19 protein-coding genes are annotated in these 15803 nt (G+C 42.6%); 16 read left to right on the top strand and 3 right to left on the bottom strand.

Annotation, left to right across the window (positions count from 1 at the left end; translation table 11 throughout):
- The 11 genes from CSV74_RS02955 to CSV74_RS03005 all read left to right on the top strand — a co-directional run bounded on the left by CSV74_RS02955 (nt 1) and on the right by CSV74_RS03005 (nt 8570).
- Complete coding sequence (locus CSV74_RS02955) at nt 1-513, top strand: YqeG family HAD IIIA-type phosphatase (protein ID WP_099690572.1); 513 nt, start codon at nt 1-3, stop codon at nt 511-513.
- Between the two features lie 2 nt (nt 514-515).
- Nucleotides 516-1616 carry a ribosome biogenesis GTPase YqeH gene (gene yqeH / locus CSV74_RS02960; RefSeq protein WP_199170302.1) on the top strand — a complete coding sequence of 367 codons (1101 nt, stop codon included), beginning with the start codon at nt 516-518 and terminating at the stop codon, nt 1614-1616.
- A 22-nt stretch (nt 1617-1638) separates the two neighbouring features.
- Complete coding sequence (gene aroE / locus CSV74_RS02965; protein WP_099690507.1) at nt 1639-2460, top strand: shikimate dehydrogenase; 822 nt, start codon at nt 1639-1641, stop codon at nt 2458-2460.
- Nucleotides 2461-2462: 2 nt separating this feature from the next.
- Nucleotides 2463-2753, top strand: a complete 291-nt coding sequence (yhbY, locus tag CSV74_RS02970) for a ribosome assembly RNA-binding protein YhbY (protein ID WP_099690508.1) — start codon at nt 2463-2465, stop codon at nt 2751-2753.
- A gap of 10 nt (nt 2754-2763) precedes the next feature.
- A complete protein-coding gene (locus tag CSV74_RS02975; protein ID WP_029054660.1) occupies nt 2764-3342 on the top strand; it encodes a nicotinate-nucleotide adenylyltransferase in 579 nt (192 codons plus the stop codon).
- Nucleotides 3323-3895 carry a bis(5'-nucleosyl)-tetraphosphatase (symmetrical) YqeK gene (yqeK, locus tag CSV74_RS02980; RefSeq protein ID WP_029054661.1) on the top strand — a complete coding sequence of 191 codons (573 nt, stop codon included), beginning with the start codon at nt 3323-3325 and terminating at the stop codon, nt 3893-3895. Before CSV74_RS02975 ends, yqeK begins: the two co-directional genes overlap by 20 nt.
- A 3-nt stretch (nt 3896-3898) precedes the next feature.
- The gene (gene rsfS / locus CSV74_RS02985; protein WP_029054662.1) at nt 3899-4243 is read left to right on the top strand and encodes a ribosome silencing factor; all 345 of its coding nucleotides are present in this window, start codon (nt 3899-3901) and stop codon (nt 4241-4243) included.
- On the top strand, nt 4240-4980 hold the full coding sequence (locus CSV74_RS02990) for a class I SAM-dependent DNA methyltransferase (protein ID WP_099690509.1): 741 nt from the start codon (nt 4240-4242) through the stop codon (nt 4978-4980). Before rsfS ends, CSV74_RS02990 begins: the two co-directional genes overlap by 4 nt.
- A 68-nt stretch (nt 4981-5048) precedes the next feature.
- The gene (locus tag CSV74_RS02995; RefSeq protein ID WP_233190739.1) at nt 5049-5714 is read left to right on the top strand and encodes a helix-hairpin-helix domain-containing protein; all 666 of its coding nucleotides are present in this window, start codon (nt 5049-5051) and stop codon (nt 5712-5714) included.
- 13 nt (nt 5715-5727) lie between these two features.
- Nucleotides 5728-6291 (top strand): ComE operon protein 2, encoded by a 564-nt coding sequence (locus tag CSV74_RS03000; RefSeq protein ID WP_099669113.1) that lies wholly within the window; start codon nt 5728-5730, stop codon nt 6289-6291.
- 218 nt (nt 6292-6509) lie between these two features.
- Nucleotides 6510-8570: a DNA internalization-related competence protein ComEC/Rec2 gene (locus CSV74_RS03005; protein ID WP_158231736.1), complete on the top strand. Its 2061-nt coding sequence runs from the start codon at nt 6510-6512 to the stop codon at nt 8568-8570.
- Nucleotides 8571-8629: 59 nt separating this feature from the next.
- On the opposite strand, the gene CSV74_RS03010 is transcribed toward CSV74_RS03005, so the two are convergent.
- Both CSV74_RS03010 and CSV74_RS16575 read right to left on the bottom strand, forming a co-directional pair.
- Nucleotides 8630-8764, bottom strand: coding sequence for a YqzM family protein (locus tag CSV74_RS03010; protein ID WP_029054667.1), 135 nt, complete (start codon nt 8762-8764; stop codon nt 8630-8632).
- Between the two features lie 173 nt (nt 8765-8937).
- The gene (locus tag CSV74_RS16575; protein ID WP_155979536.1) at nt 8938-9102 is read right to left on the bottom strand and encodes a hypothetical protein; all 165 of its coding nucleotides are present in this window, start codon (nt 9100-9102) and stop codon (nt 8938-8940) included.
- Between the two features lie 103 nt (nt 9103-9205).
- Here CSV74_RS16575 and holA point away from each other — a divergent pair, with 103 nt between their 5' ends.
- Nucleotides 9206-10213, top strand: a complete 1008-nt coding sequence (holA, locus tag CSV74_RS03015) for a DNA polymerase III subunit delta (RefSeq protein ID WP_099690511.1) — start codon at nt 9206-9208, stop codon at nt 10211-10213.
- A gap of 49 nt (nt 10214-10262) precedes the next feature.
- Here the strand turns inward: holA and rpsT are convergent, their stop codons facing one another.
- Nucleotides 10263-10514, bottom strand: coding sequence for a 30S ribosomal protein S20 (rpsT, locus tag CSV74_RS03020; RefSeq protein WP_099690512.1), 252 nt, complete (start codon nt 10512-10514; stop codon nt 10263-10265).
- 194 nt (nt 10515-10708) lie between these two features.
- On the opposite strand from rpsT, the gene gpr reads away from it, so the two are divergent.
- From gpr to hemW, 4 genes are all read left to right on the top strand, one after another.
- A complete protein-coding gene (gpr, locus tag CSV74_RS03025; RefSeq protein WP_099690513.1) occupies nt 10709-11746 on the top strand; it encodes a GPR endopeptidase in 1038 nt (345 codons plus the stop codon).
- 53 nt (nt 11747-11799) lie between these two features.
- The gene (gene spoIIP / locus CSV74_RS03030) at nt 11800-12600 is read left to right on the top strand and encodes a stage II sporulation protein P (protein WP_233190741.1); all 801 of its coding nucleotides are present in this window, start codon (nt 11800-11802) and stop codon (nt 12598-12600) included.
- An 80-nt stretch (nt 12601-12680) separates the two neighbouring features.
- A complete protein-coding gene (lepA, locus tag CSV74_RS03035; RefSeq protein WP_029054671.1) occupies nt 12681-14507 on the top strand; it encodes a translation elongation factor 4 in 1827 nt (608 codons plus the stop codon).
- Between the two features lie 72 nt (nt 14508-14579).
- Nucleotides 14580-15719 (top strand): radical SAM family heme chaperone HemW, encoded by a 1140-nt coding sequence (gene hemW / locus CSV74_RS03040; RefSeq protein ID WP_029054672.1) that lies wholly within the window; start codon nt 14580-14582, stop codon nt 15717-15719.
- Nucleotides 15720-15803: the final 84 nt, after the last annotated feature.

Here is a 15803-nt window from a genome sequence, read left to right on the forward strand (position 1 = left end):
TTGAATCATTTTTTACCGAGTGCTTATGTAAAATCCGTATTATTGATCAAACCAGAAGACCTTCTTGAAAATGGTTTTAAGGGCATTATTACAGATTTAGATAACACACTCGTTGAATGGGATCGTGCGGATGCTACGCAAGATATAATGGCGTGGTTCAAGTCTATGCGCGATGCCGGTTTGCAAATTACTGTTGTATCCAATAACCATATAGAACGCGTCAGTCACTTTTGTGATCCATTAGGCATCCCGTATATTTGCGAAGCACGGAAGCCGATGAAAAAGTCATTTCATCAGGCACTTGCTACATTAGGCTTGCCAAAAAATGAAGTCGTCATGATTGGCGATCAATTGCTAACGGATGTCTTAGGTGCGAATCGGGTGGGGCTGCAGTCAATATTGGTCGTCCCTGTAGCAAGTTCCGATGCGACGATTACGAAGTTCAATCGTGCGATTGAACGACGGATTATGGCAAGGTTTAAAAGAAAAGGACTACTCACGTGGGAGGACTAAATTTGGAATTGATCAAGTGTATTGGATGCGGTATTACGATCCAAACAACAGACAAGACAATGGAGGGCTATGCGCCACCAGCTTCATTAGAAAAAGAAGATGTCATATGCCAACGTTGCTTTAAATTACGAAATTATAACGAATTACAGCCAGTGTCCTTATCAGGAGACGACTTTTTAGCGATTTTAAATGGAATTGGTGAAAAACAAGGCTTGATCGTCAAAGTAGTAGATATTTTTGATTTCAACGGTAGTTGGATCAACGGCTTGCATCGCTTTGTGGGCAAGAAAGATATTTTATTAATTGGTAACAAGGCAGATATTCTACCGAAAGCGATTAATCCGCAACGAGTGAAAAATTGGATGAAGGCAGAAGCTGCAAAGCTAGGACTGAAACCAATCGATGTGTTGCTCGTATCAGCTGTAAAAGGCAATGGTATGAGTGAAGCGCTCGACGCGATTGAGAAGTACCGTAAGGGCAAGGACGTCTACGTAGTCGGTTGTACAAATGTAGGAAAATCTACGTTCATTAATCGGATTATTAAAGATGCGACCGGTATGCAAGATGTCATTACGACATCTTATTTCCCGGGGACAACCCTCGATGTAGTGGAAATTCCATTGGACGACGGAAAAATGCTGATGGATACACCAGGGATTATCAACGATCATCAAATGGCCCATCACTTGGATCCTCATGATTTGAAGTTGATTACACCGAAGAAAGAACTGAAGCCGAAAGTCTATCAGCTGAATGCTGAACAAACATTATTTATCGGCGGACTAGCACGTTTTGACTTCATTCAAGGTGGACGCTCCTCCTTCAACATCTATACAGCCAATGGTTTGCCAGTTCATCGGACGAAGTTAGAAAATGCGGATGAATTGTACAAAAACCATCTTGGTGACATGCTATCTCCGCCAGGACCTGCATCACTTGAGAAGTTGCCGTCACTTGTGCGTCATGAATTTTCGATTAAAGAAGCAAAGACGGACTTAGTGATTTCAGGCCTTGGCTGGATTACACTTCAGCACGCCAATGTAAAAGTAGCTGTACATGCACCAAAAGGTGTGAATGTCGAAGTCAGACCTTCATTGATTTAAGAGGGACAGGAGGGATTACCAGATGAAAAAATGGTATGCGGTAGTAGGCGATCCCATCGCGCAATCGATGTCACCGGTCATGCATGATCAGTGGTTTAAAGAAAATGCATTGCATGCAACGTATATACCGATTCATGCAACAGCCGGAAGTTTGGAACAGACGATAAATAGTTTACGTTCACTCGGATGTAGTGGTTTTAATGTGACGGTACCCCACAAGCAAGCGATTCTTCCTTTCCTCGACGAAGTGGACGAATCGGCAGCGGTGATGAATGCGGTCAACACAGTGTATCAAACAGATGAGGGTAAACTAATCGGTGCCAATACGGATGGGGCCGGATTCGTGAAGTCGTTGGAAGAGTTTACGGACTTAGTTAAAGGTTCTGTATTACTAATTGGAGCTGGCGGTGCAGCTAGAGGCATCGCCTTTGCACTGCAATCGGCTGGCTACGGTCCTCTCTACTTCACGAATCGCACCGCTTCGAGATCTGCAGAATTAGCGGCGGATATGAAGGACGGGCATGCGATCTCTATTGAAGACGCGGAAGATCGTCTCGGTGAGTTTGGACTTGTAGTGCAAACGACATCGGTCGGTATGAACTTTGCACAAGAAGGAATACCGCTTAATCCAAAGAAAGTCGCAAACGGTGCAGTGGTAGCGGACATTATTTACAATCCGCTCGAAACTGAATTTTTACGACAAGCAAAACAAGCAGGAGCCAAGACGATGAACGGTGTAGGAATGTTCGTTCATCAAGGGGCCCTCGCTTTTGAAAAGTGGACAGGTGTCTATCCTGACACGAAAAAAATGATCGATATGATTACAATGAAAGTTGGCGGGTAAACATGTTAACAGGTAAACAAAAAAGATTTTTACGTAGCGAAGCACATCATTTGGATTCATTATTCCAAATTGGGAAAAGTGGTTTGACTGATGCGATCCTCGTGCAAATCGACGAGGCGCTCGAAGCACGTGAACTACTTAAAGTGAGCGTACTTCAAAATTGCGAAGGAGATAAAAATGAAATTGCTGAAAAAATGGGTGCGTATAAAGGTATTCACGTAGTCCAAGTCATCGGTAACACCATTGTTTTATACAGGGAATCGACAGAGAAAAAACGCATACAATTACCGTAAGGAGAATTAGATGAAACGAATCGGCATTTTGGGCGGAACTTTCAATCCGCCACACACTGGACATTTATTGATCGCCAATGAAGTGCGTTATGCACTGCAGCTAGATGAGGTATGGTTGATGCCTACTGCAGTCCCGCCACATAAGGTGGCGGTAGGCGACGCGACAGCCGAGCAACGCCTACAAATGGTGAAACTGGCGGTAGATGAAGTGGATGGCTTGCGTGCGTCGTCGTTTGAGATGGAGCGCGGCGGTGTATCTTTTACATATGATACAATGTCACAACTCGTACAAGACGAAGCTGATGTTCACTTTCATTTCATTATTGGTGGAGATATGATCGATCAGTTACCGACATGGTACCGGATTGAGGATTTACTCGATATCGTTACGTTTATCGGTGTAAAACGCCCAGGTGCTGATAACGCTTCTGCAATCCCGGTACAATTGGTAGAAACACCACAACTTGATTTGTCATCCACATTGATCCGCCAACGTTTTGTAGAAGGTGGAACCGTGCAACTTTTGATTCCCCCGGCTGTCGAGGCTTACATTCGAGAGGAGAGATTATATGGATCTACAACAAGTTAAAAATGATCTAGAACAACGCTTACCTAAGGCGCGTTATGAGCACGTACTGCGTGTCACGGACACTGCAAAGAAATTAGCTGAAGAAGTGGGTGTGTCAGTAGAAAAGGCTGAAATTGCTGGCCTATTTCATGATTACGCCAAGTTTATGGATAAAGATGAATTACTCGAATTACTAAAACGTGACGAAGAGTATGAGCTCTATGCACAGTATCACGCCGAATTATGGCATGCGCCAGTTGGAGCTATGCTTGCGAAAGAACGTTATGGAGTAGAAGATCACGACATCTTGCAGGCCATCCGTTTTCATACGACGGGACGTGCAGAAATGAGCGAGTTAGAGAAAGTGATCTATATCGCTGATTTAATCGAACCAGGAAGAAAGTTTCCGGGTATCGAAGAATTACGCCAACGTATTGACGGTGAACCGCTGGAAGATCAAATGACAGAATGCATCCAGCATACATTTAAATTTTTAGTTCAACGATACGCAGTCATTTTCCCACATTCATTTGACTGCTATAATGAACATGTACGTAGAAGAAAGGAACAGTGAAATATGCCAACATTATTGGAATTAGCTTATGAAGCAGTAGATAGTAAGAAAGCAGAAGACATCGTAGTATTAAACATGGAGGGCATCTCACTTATTGCTGATCAATTCATCATTTGTCATGCGAACTCTGAAAGACAAGTGCAGGCCATCGCACGTGAAGTAGCAGATGTTGCTTCTAAAGAAGGCTACACCGTGAAACGTTTGGAAGGATTCGACGCGGGCCGTTGGATTTTAATCGATCTTCTCGATGTAGTCGTTCACGTATTCCACAGAGACGAACGTGGATTTTATAACTTGGAAAAGCTATGGGGAGACGCACAGTTACTAAACGTTGAGGATGAAATATGAGTTCTTCCTATTCAGCGTTCGCATCCATTTATGACGAACTAATGAATGATATCCCGTATGACGCCTATGTCGAGTTACTCGATTTGGCGTCTGCTGGCGTTTCAGGGAAAAAAGTATTGGATATAGGTTGCGGAACCGGCTTGCTTTCTGCCATGCTGGCGAAAAAAGGAGCACACGTCACCGGCATTGATCTTTCCGCTGATATGCTCGAGGTTGCTTCGCGTCGTGCGCAGTCACTTTCTTTAGATATTCGGTTTATCGAGCAACCTATGCAACGATTGGATGTAGAAGATACATTTGACGCTGCCGTTATCTCAATCGATTCATTGAATTATGTAATAGAGCAGCGAGATGTCGTGGAAACGTTCCGCCGGATTTATGGAGCGCTTGCTACAGGCGGCGTATTGCTCTTTGATGTGCATTCATTATGTAAAATGGATGAGATCTTCCTTGAAGGACCTTTTGTTTTTGATAATCGACGTATTGCTTATATTTGGCAAACTGCCCCTGGAGAAGAGAATCACTCGATTTATTCTGAGCTAGCGTTTTTCGTAAAACAAGAAGATGATTCCTATCAACGTTTTGACGAAGTACATATGCAACGATCGTTTGCAGTACCGGAATATGTTCAAATGCTCGAAGAAGTTGGATTTCATATTGAACGGATTTTTGCAGACTGGGAAGATGAAGCACCTGAAGAAGAGAGTGAAAGAATATTCTTCCAAGTTCGAAAATAGGGCTACCATAGTATTTCGGAATCGGGTATAGTTAATGAGACTCCATACGGTGCTGATAGAAAGGATTGTTGATTATCCGTTCATTCCTCACCGAAAAATGGCGTACATTGATCATTCCTATTGCAGCGTTCGCTGTACTTTCCACTGTCTTGTTCTTTCCCCGAGAACAACCGGATCAACTTTCCGAAGAACGTGGACAATCCTTATTTGAACCAATCGAATCTATTGAAACTGCTGAACAAAATATAGAAGTGGAAGCACCCGTCGAATTGATCGCAGAAGCTGTCTCTGTTGCAATTCTGGTGGACGTTAAAGGTGCTGTGAGACATCCTGGACTTTATTCGATGCAAGATGGCGACCGATTGCTTGATGCGGTCGACAAAGCAGGAGGCTACACAGAGGCCGCTGACACGAGGTTGTTGAATCATGCGCAAAAACTGCAGGATGAATCTGTCGTCTATGTACCGGTCGCAGGAGAAGAACCACCGGTGTACGAGCAACCGGCTACAGCGGCATCTTCTTCATCTGACAGTTCCACTTCAAAAGTAAATATTAATACAGCGAATGAAAGCGACTTTCAGACGCTTCCTGGCATCGGCCCGTCAAAAGCTATGGCGATTGTCCAATACCGTGAAGAGCATGGAGCTTTTTCGCATTTGGATGGTATTAAAAATGTGTCAGGAATTGGTGACAAGACATTTGAAAAATTAGAACCACATATTATTCTTAACTGATGGAGGCAACCGTATGGAGCGAATTACTTGGGATCAGTTCTTCATGGCGCAAAGTCATTTGCTGGCGATGCGCAGCACATGCACGCGACTCTCGGTAGGTTCCATTTTAGTACGCGATCAACGCATTATTGCTGGCGGCTACAATGGTTCGATATCGGGTGGAGACCATTGTATTGAACACGGCTGTTATGTCGTGGATAATCATTGCGTTCGAACGATACACTCAGAAATGAATGCATTACTGCAATGTGCAAAATATGGCATACCTGTTGCAAAAGCGACCATTTATGTCACTCATTTCCCGTGTTTACAGTGTAGTAAAGCATTGATTCAGGCCGGTATTAAACACGTTAAATATGCGGAAGATTATCGAAACAGTGAGTATGCACTCGAGCTATTTGCGCAAGCAGGTGTGGAAATTGAAAAAGTGCCGTTTGACGAGCGTTCAATTGACTTCGCCAGTGAAGAGAAATTTTCATTATTCAACGAGATGTTGACGAAAATGCAGGAACTTGGCGCTGAACCTGAAGAACTGGATACCCTTTTGCAAAGGGTGAATCATTTATTTGGCAATTAATCCGATCGATACGATGGATGTATATAGCGATTCCTGTTGCGATTTCTGCGTTTGCAGCTGAGCTTTCAGGATCGCTTTTATTTTTGAATGCAATATTCCTCATGCCATTCTACTTTTTACGCAAAGATTATCTACACCTTTTTCTTTGTACACTTCTTGCAAGTCTCTCTTTTTTCTATTTCTCCAGTCATTCTACAACTCTTCCTGACGACTCAGTCGTGACATTTCATTGGAAAGATCAAGTGAAAATCGATGGGGCTAAAGTGAAAGGTTTCGCTACCCTATCTGACGGGACCGTTGTGTATATGATGTATCCATTACATTCCGAACAAGAAAAGATCCGATTTCAGTCTGCGCGATTATCGACGTATCAGTTCACGGCGGACGTGGAGCCGAAAGAATTGGAACCAGCAGCCCATAATTATTCATTCGATATGGTGCGCTATTTACGAATGAATGGAGCGGCAGGAATTCTAGAAGTTACTCGTATTACATCGAGCGAACCACTCACTACACCGCGTTCACGAATCTCTCACTATCGTTCTGCAATTAAACAACATATTCACGATCAGTTTCCACCTTCACTAGTTACAGAAGCTGAAGCATTATTAATCGGTGACCGTTCGGGAATGGATCGCATTTTGCAAAAAGAGTACCAGACACTAGGTATTACGCATTTATTTGCAATTTCTGGATTGCATGTCGGTCTGTTGACGTTTTTCATTCGAGCGATCTTGTTGCGTATTGGCTTTCGCAAAGAGTGGGTGACATACGGATTACTCATCTTTTTGCCAATCTACGCATGTATTGCCGGCGGGGCACCGTCTGTCTGGCGTGCAGCGACAGTAACGATGATTGTTTTGCTTGCTGTTACAGGCAATTTTAAATTGCGCCTGGATGATGCTCTTGCTTTAAGCGCATTATTTTTTATCTTAATGCAACCTTATATCGTGTTCCAACCGGGATTTCAACTATCCTATTTAGCTGCGTGTTCATTATTGTATTCGTCAGCTATTCTTAGCCAAGCGAAAAACGGCTTGGTTGTTTCGTTTCTCGTCACTGTCATTACACAAGTCGCTCTCTATCCTATTTTGCTGTATCACTTCTACGAGTTGTCTATCTCCTCATTTATTTCCAATTTATTCTATGTTCCGTTGTATTCTATAGTTATTTTGCCTGCTAATTTACTGTTGCTGATCTGCACGTGCGTAGTGCCACCACTGGCAGACAACCTCTTTTTTATCTATGAGCCTGTAAGGCAATGGATTGGTAGTATGACGACTTGGTTTGCTTCCTTTCCCTATCAAATGTGGACGCCAGGACAACCGGATGGGGTGGGTTCAGCGTTGGCTGTTATTGGTATTCTGATTTTCCTCGTCTGTCTGGAAAGAAAGAAGTTGATCGTGTTCGGTCTTATCTGCTTGTTGCTCCCAGCGCTCTATTTGGAAATTAAACCGATACTTCATCGTGACGTGATCATTTCCTATCTAGATGTCGGGCAAGGGGACAGTACGATGATCGAAATGCCTTACCGGAAAGCGGTGTATGTGATAGATACGGGTGGAGTTGTCCATTTTGGCGAAAACGATTGGAAAACGCCTGAGCAGCCGTTTGAAATCGGACGAAATATCGTTGTGCCATACTTAAAAGCAAAAGGAATTACGAAAATTGATCGGCTAATTATATCTCATGCCGATATGGATCACATGGAGGGTGCCGATGAAGTCTTGGAAGAGTTAAAAGTAAAGGAAATTCAGCTGTCCCCTGGAAGTGAACAAGAGAAAGCGATGGATGGAGTGTTGGGGCTGGCAAAGGAGCAGAATATTCCTGTGCACCTAGTTAAGGAAGGCGTTAATTGGAAAGTAGGAGACTATCAATTCCAATATGTAGCGCCTGAAGAGCGTATATATGACGGTAATGACAGTTCGCTAGTACTTGTGATGAAGAAAGAAGATCTTCATTTCGTGTTTCCTGGAGATCTCGAAAAAGAAGGGGAGCAGCGGTTTTTGCAAAGATATATTTCTGCTGATTTTCAACGTGTCATACTAAAAGCAGGCCATCACGGGAGTAAGACGTCGAGTACGGAGCCATTTATCAGTTTTCTCCAACCTGAGTTTATTATTGTGTCTGCAGGGAGGAATAGTCGTTACGGGCATCCACACGCAGAAGTAATTGACCGTTTCCATGCGCACAGTATTCCGTTTTGGTCGACAGCTGAACAGGGAACGATTGAATTGCGCGTAAAAGACGGAGTGTATACCGCCACTTCGAGTCGTTAGAAAAACAAATAGACACATCCGCCAATGTGGTGGATGTGTCTATTTTATACAACAGTTGATTAGAGAGCGACGATATCGATGATCGTAGCAACAACAAAAATTGCAGAAAAACCGATAAACGCTACTATAAAGCCGATGCCGCTGTCAATCGCATCATTACGTTTGGATTGGACATCATGTTCAAATTCATTCATTGCTACACCTCCTAATTCCATACTAAGTATAGATGAAAGTGAAAGAAAAATCCATTAAAATCGCAGTTTTTAGGAGTTGCAACGAACGTTGACACAATTTGTTCATAGAGTAAGTGCGTTATAAGTTCAAAGAGCGGAATTGCTCATAGCCAATTCCGCTTCGTCTTTTCGAATTAATAATATTTGTCTTTCTCAGCTGTCTCCCGGTGGTTCGGAGTCATTGGCTCCTGCTTTGGTGCTAAGTGTTCGAACTCTGCTAACTCTAGTGATATTTCTTCTTTCCCTTCAGTCTTCAATTTCTCACGGGAATTCATTTGTGAACGGTTAGACTTTTTCATCAAAAAAACCTCCTTTACTCGCTAGTATGGAGAAATGATGGATTTTCATGTATAGTTATCACAGGTTTTTATTAGCAAGTAATCGGTAATTGAGGTGAAGAAAATGGTTACAAAAATTTGGAGTCAAATTGAAAAAGGTGATGTCCAGCCAGTTTATCTGCTGACAGGCACAGAGCAACACTTATTAGACGAAACAATTAAGAAATTAATCAAGGCAGTCCCAGGTATGACGTCTTCTGAAGTGAATCGTTTTGATTTAGAAGAGATTCCAATCCAGGCCGTGCTCGAAGTGGCGAATGAATTTCCATTTTTGGTTGACCATAAATTGATCGTCGCAAAAAACTGTTCATTCTTGAAAGCGACAGATCAATCGAAAGAAAAGCAGAACCATCAACTAGACCTGTTGGAAAAGTGGTTGGAAAATCCATCACCTACCGCAACCGTAGTATTTGTGGCGCCCTATGAAAAATTAGACGCACGTAAGAAAATTACGAAAAAAATAAAGAAGCATGCAGTTGTCGTAGAAGCCGTTGCTTTGCAAGGGCAAGATATATCTACGTGGATTATGCAACAAGGTAAGGATAAAGGAATTGAATTCGATAAAAAGACAGCTGAATTTCTTATGGAGATGTCAGGAACCGACTTACTGACATTGGCGACAGAAGTGGACAAGCTCGCTGGCTACTTGGCGTTTAAGGGTGCAGTGGACATCGATATGATTGAGCAACTTGTGGCTAGGACGCCAGAAATGGATGTATTTCGCCTAACGGATTCATTCGTCAATAATAAAAGGGCGGAATCAATCGCTGTCTATCATGATTTATTGCGTAATGGTGAAGAACCCATCATGCTCGCGTCACTCATTGCGAGTCAGGTACGTTTAATGATTCATGTGACAAATTTACGAAAAAAAGGCTATCAGCAACAACAAATCGCCACAACGCTTCGAATCCACCCATATCGCGTTAAATTGATGATGCAAAGGAAGCTGCCACCTTTGCAAGTGTTGCTTAAAGCATTGGATGATTTGGCGACGATCGATCTACAACTTAAAACTACGAGTGGTAATCGTCAGCGAAAACTGGAATTATTTTTAATAAATGGTCTATAAGAACACAAAAAAGACTGCCGTCACAAGGAGGCAGTCTTTTAACTTATCATTATTGAGCTTTTTTAGTTAGACGTGATTTTTGACGAGCAGCAGTGTTTCTTGGGATAAGACCTTTACGGGCAGCAGTATCCAATTGTTTCACAGCGTCTCTCAAAAGTTCTTCAGCGTTCTCTTCTTTATTAATAAGAGCCGCATCCGCTTTACGGATTGCAGTACGCATAGAAGCTTTTACGTTAGAGTTTTGCTCGTTCGCAGCAGCACTTTGTTTCACGCGTTTGATAGCACCTTTAATGTTTGGCATTTCATTCACCTCCAGCTTTCAGGTAAGGCAAGAGTGTTTCCACAATCATCCGGACATCTCTTTACAACAAGCATTATTTTATCAAAGCTACCGACAGATTGCAAGAAAAAAAGTAAAGTGATTCATCTTTACAGCAATCTATTCCAGAATAAATGCCGATAAACTGCACAAACTTGCTAGTAGAGGTGAAGAAAATGAGCGAAATCAACTACTACCGCACGGATTTAATTGACGAAAGTGACGAGTTTGTCAGACATCAGACAGAGTCAGAAGAAAAGAAATTGAAGGAAATGTCCGGTATACGTGTCGAGGAACAAACCATCGGTCGGATTAAGGCGACAACTGTAAAAGTGACAGCGGAAGGTGAAGAAGAAATCGGAAAAGCGAAAGGTACGTATATTACGCTGACGATTCCGACACTTGCTGTTCACGAAACCGATGAGCTTCAAGCGCTATGTGAACTTGTGGTGGAAAAAATGGATACATTAATTAAGGAAAAGATACCGGGCGAAGTAAAAAAAGTATTGTGTGTCGGTCTCGGCAACCGAGAGATTACGCCAGACGCTGTTGGGCCTGCTGTAATGGATTATGTGAAGGAAGTAATACCCGATTATTACGAAACGGACGAGAGTGGTGTGATGGTGTATGCACCGGGCGTAACCATTCAGACTGGTTTGGAAACTGCTTCATTCGTTAAAGCGATCGTGGATCAAAGTAAGCCCGATCTGTTGCTCGTCGTCGATGCGCTTGCTGCAAGGAGTAGCGCAAGGCTTTGCCGCACAATCCAGCTGACGGATACAGGCATTCATCCAGGCTCAGGTGTAGGGAACAGCCGCAAAGAGTTGTCGGAAAAAAGTCTCGGCATCCCTGTCATTGCATTAGGCGTGCCAACCGTTGTGGACGGACCTGTGCTAGTGGCGGATGCAATTGACACGATGTTTGGTTATATTGCAGCGAAAATAGAAGAAGATGGTCTGCCTTCATCCAAACTTTCCACTGGCCGATTTCCACAACGCGTAACCAAAGATGCAGATCGCACAGCGCTAGGCCCTATATTCGGTGATTGGTCATCATGGACGCATGAAGAGCGAATCCAATTATTTGAAGAAGTGCTGACTAATCAGGCATTATCGACATTTATTTCTCCGAAAGAAATTGATTCATGGGTAGCAAACTACGCAACTGCATTATCTTCTTCATTAATTACTTGGATTCACAAAGTAAATTCATGAACTAGTCATTGACCTTTTTTCTTCCGCATAGTGTGGGAGATGGAGGGATTACTATGAAAAAAACTTTGCAAATCTGGATGAGCGTTATTTTTGTATTGTTCATCTTTCCTGTCGTACTGCAGTACATTCCCAAACAGCCGACCATTCCTGCTGCCCTCTCGTTAAAGGAACCGAGCACGATTGTCTACGCATCCAATGTGTTGGAAGAGGATATTAAACCGAAAGCACAAGGGAATGTGTTGATTTATTCGACTCACGCACATGAAGCGTATGAACCTATTACGAAAGCAGCGAACGGAAAAGTAGCCGTATCTCATCATTCCGAGAATATTTTAAAAGTAGGCGCGCGCCTGAAAGAGAATTTAATTACGCATGGTCTTGCGGCAGAACAGCTCGATATTGACATTGTAAAAATCATGCAACAAAAGAAAATACCGTATCATCGCTCGTATGCTGCGATTCGGCCGTATGTGGAAAAGAAAGTTAACGAGGGGTCTTATGATTTAGTCATCGACATGCACAGAGATTCTCTTGGACCTTCTAAAACGACGATTACACACGCTGGGCAACGCTATGCAAAAGTGGCGTTTGTAATAGGAAGAGACCATCCGTATTATGAACGGAACCTGGCTAAAGCGAAACAATTGAAAAATGAAATGGAAAAAATAGTGCCGGGTATTACGCGCGAGATCATTATCAAAGGTGGCCGTGGAGTAGACGGTAAATACAATCAAGATCTAAATACAAGCATCATTTTAATCGAAATGGGTGGCGTTGGTAATACGGAAGCGGAGATCAATCAAACGGTATCTGTCGTTGGTGAATCTGTTTCCGCTATGATGATCGTGCAATAATCTTTCAAATATTGAAGTCTGAACCGTTCACTGCTATAATTCAAGTAGCTTAAATAGGTACGTACATGTAGGAGTGAACAGTGATGAATCAAGAGAAGAGAACAGCACGTCAAAAAAACATCCGAAATTTTTCTATCATAGCCCATATCGACCACGGGAAGTCCACACTGGCTGATCGAATTTTGGAAAAAACAGAAATAGTGAAAACACGTAATATGAAATCACAATCATTGGATTCAATGGACCTAGAACGTGAACGCGGTATCACCATTAAATTGAATGCCGTTCAGTTAGTCTATACGGCAAAGAATGGCGAAGACTATACGTTACACTTGATCGATACACCAGGACACGTCGATTTCACATATGAAGTATCGAGAAGTCTAGCGGCTTGTGAAGGCGCTATCCTTGTAGTGGATTCTGCGCAAGGTATCGAGGCGCAAACATTAGCGAACGTTTATCTGGCGTTGGACAATGATTTGGAAATATTACCTGTTATTAATAAAATCGACCTTCCGGCAGCTGATCCGGATCGTGTGAAAAAAGAAATTGAAGATGTCATCGGATTAGATGCATCTGAAGCAGTTTTAGCTTCTGCGAAAGCCGGAATTGGGATTGATGAAATCTTAGAACAAATCGTAGAAAAAGTGCCAGCTCCTCAAGGAGATCCAGAAGCGCCATTAAAAGCACTGATCTTTGACTCTCATTATGATCAATATAAAGGGGTTATCGTCAATATCCGTATCGTAGAAGGAAAGGTAAAACCAGGCGATAGGATTCGCATGATGGCTACGGGTAAAGAATTTGAAGTATTGGAACTAGGAGTCTTCACTCCGGGTATTTCTCCGCGTGACGAATTAACTGTAGGCGATGTAGGATTCTTATCTGCATCCATTAAAACGGTAGGCGATACACGAGTAGGGGATACAATAACGCTTGTCAATGATCCTGCAGAGGAAGCATTGCCAGGTTATCGTCGTATGAATCCGATGGTATTCTGCGGTCTGTATCCAATCGATACATCTAAATACAACGATTTGCGTGAAGCGCTAGAAAAGTTGGAGCTGAATGACTCTGCACTTGAATACGAGCCAGAGACATCTCAGGCATTAGGGTTCGGTTACCGTTGTGGTTTCCTCGGTTTGTTACACATGGAAATCATTCAGGAACGAATTGAACGTGAATTCAACATCGACTTGATCACGACAGCACCAAGTGTTATTTATAAAGTAAACTTAACGGACGGCTCGACGATGAGCGTAGATAACCCATCGATGATGCCTAGTGCACAAAAAGTAGACTATGTTGAAGAGCCATATGTTAAAGCATCCATCATGGTACCGAATGATTACGTTGGAGCTGTCATGGAGCTCTGTCAGCGTAAACGTGGAGACTTCATGACAATGGATTATATGGACGCATCGCGTGTCAATATCATTTATGAACTGCCATTAGCTGAAATCGTCTTTGACTTCTTTGACCAATTAAAATCCAGTACAAAAGGGTACGCGTCACTGGATTATGAATTAATTGGTTATAAGCAGTCGAAACTAGTTAAGATGGACATTTTGTTAAACGGTGAAACTGTTGATGCGTTGAGCTTTATCGTGCACAATGACTTTAGCTACGAACGCGGGAAGGCAATCGTTGAAAAACTGAAATCATTAATTCCAAGACAACAGTTTGAGGTTCCTGTCCAAGCAGCAATCGGCCAAAAAATCGTTGCACGTTCAACTATTAAATCTATGGGGAAAAACGTTTTAGCGAAATGTTACGGCGGAGATATTTCCCGTAAGCGTAAATTGCTTGAGAAACAAAAAGAAGGTAAGAAAAAGATGAAGCAAGTTGGCTCGGTGGAAGTGCCACAAGAAGCGTTCATGGCTGTTTTGAAGATGGATGAAGATTAATTAAATTTAGTGAAAAGGGGGCAAACCGCCCTCTTTTTGCCGTTTACATATTTACATAAAGGATGTGAGAGCATGCGGGGAGTATATATCCACATACCGTTTTGCCAGCAAATTTGTCATTATTGCGATTTCAATAAAGTATTTCTTAAAAACCAACCGGTTGATCAATACATAGAATCAATTGGCCAAGAGTTTTCTTATATGAAAGAAGCCGGCTATTCATTTGAAGAAGTAGAAACGGTCTTTTTAGGCGGTGGCACACCGACAGCACTCAACGTTCCACAGCTCGATCGGCTACTGACGATTGTTTCACAGTATATCGACGTCACGGCATTGAAGGAATTCACAACAGAAGCGAACCCTGATGATTTATCGGAAGGGCAGCTTTCTATATTGAAGGAAAAAGGGGTAAATCGCTTGTCGATTGGCGTACAGACTTTCAATGAGCGACTACTGAAACAAATTGGGCGTACGCATTCCAATGAAGACGTGGAGAACGTGATCAAGGCTGCGCGTAAAGTTGGCTTCGAAAACATTAGCATCGATTTGATGTACAGCTTACCTACTCAGACAGTGAAAGAGTGGGAAGATACACTTGATCGTGCATTAGCGCTTGATCTGCCTCATTACTCAGCCTATTCATTGATCGTGGAACCGAAAACGATCTTTTATAACCGAATGGTCAAAGGGAAGTTACCCTTGCCAGGTGAAGACATTGAAGCAGAAATGTTTGCGATGGTGATCGATCGCATGAATGCAGCAGGCCGCGATCAATATGAAATCAGTAATTTTGCAAAACCAGATCATCCTTCGTTTCATAACCTGATTTATTGGGAAAACTCCCACTATGCAGGCATTGGTGCAGGTGCGCATGGTTATATCGGCCAAGACCGTTATGCGAACGTCGGACCGTTGACACATTACATTAACCTATTGGATGAAGGAAAGTTACCCCATAAAGAAGTACATGAAGTAAGTCTTGCTGAATCAATGGAAGAAGAAATGTTTCTCGGTTTACGAATCATTGAAGGAGTTTCGATGAAAGGATTCGAGCAGAAATTCCAACGCCCGATTCATAAAGTATTCGGTAAACCGATAGAAAAATTACAGCAACAGGGGCTTCTGAAAATCGATGGAGACCATCTCCGTTTGACTAGAAAGGGTATTTTTCAAGGGAACACCGTATTTCAGGAATTTTTATTAGGAGATTGAGTTTGATTCGTTGACATATAAAATAGAATTTGATAAATTATGAGTAGTATTAGCACTCGAGGTTAAAGAGTGCTAACAGGAGTG

The organism is Sporosarcina sp. P19, from assembly GCF_002743165.1.
GTDB lineage: Bacteria > Bacillota > Bacilli > Bacillales_A > Planococcaceae > Sporosarcina > Sporosarcina ureae.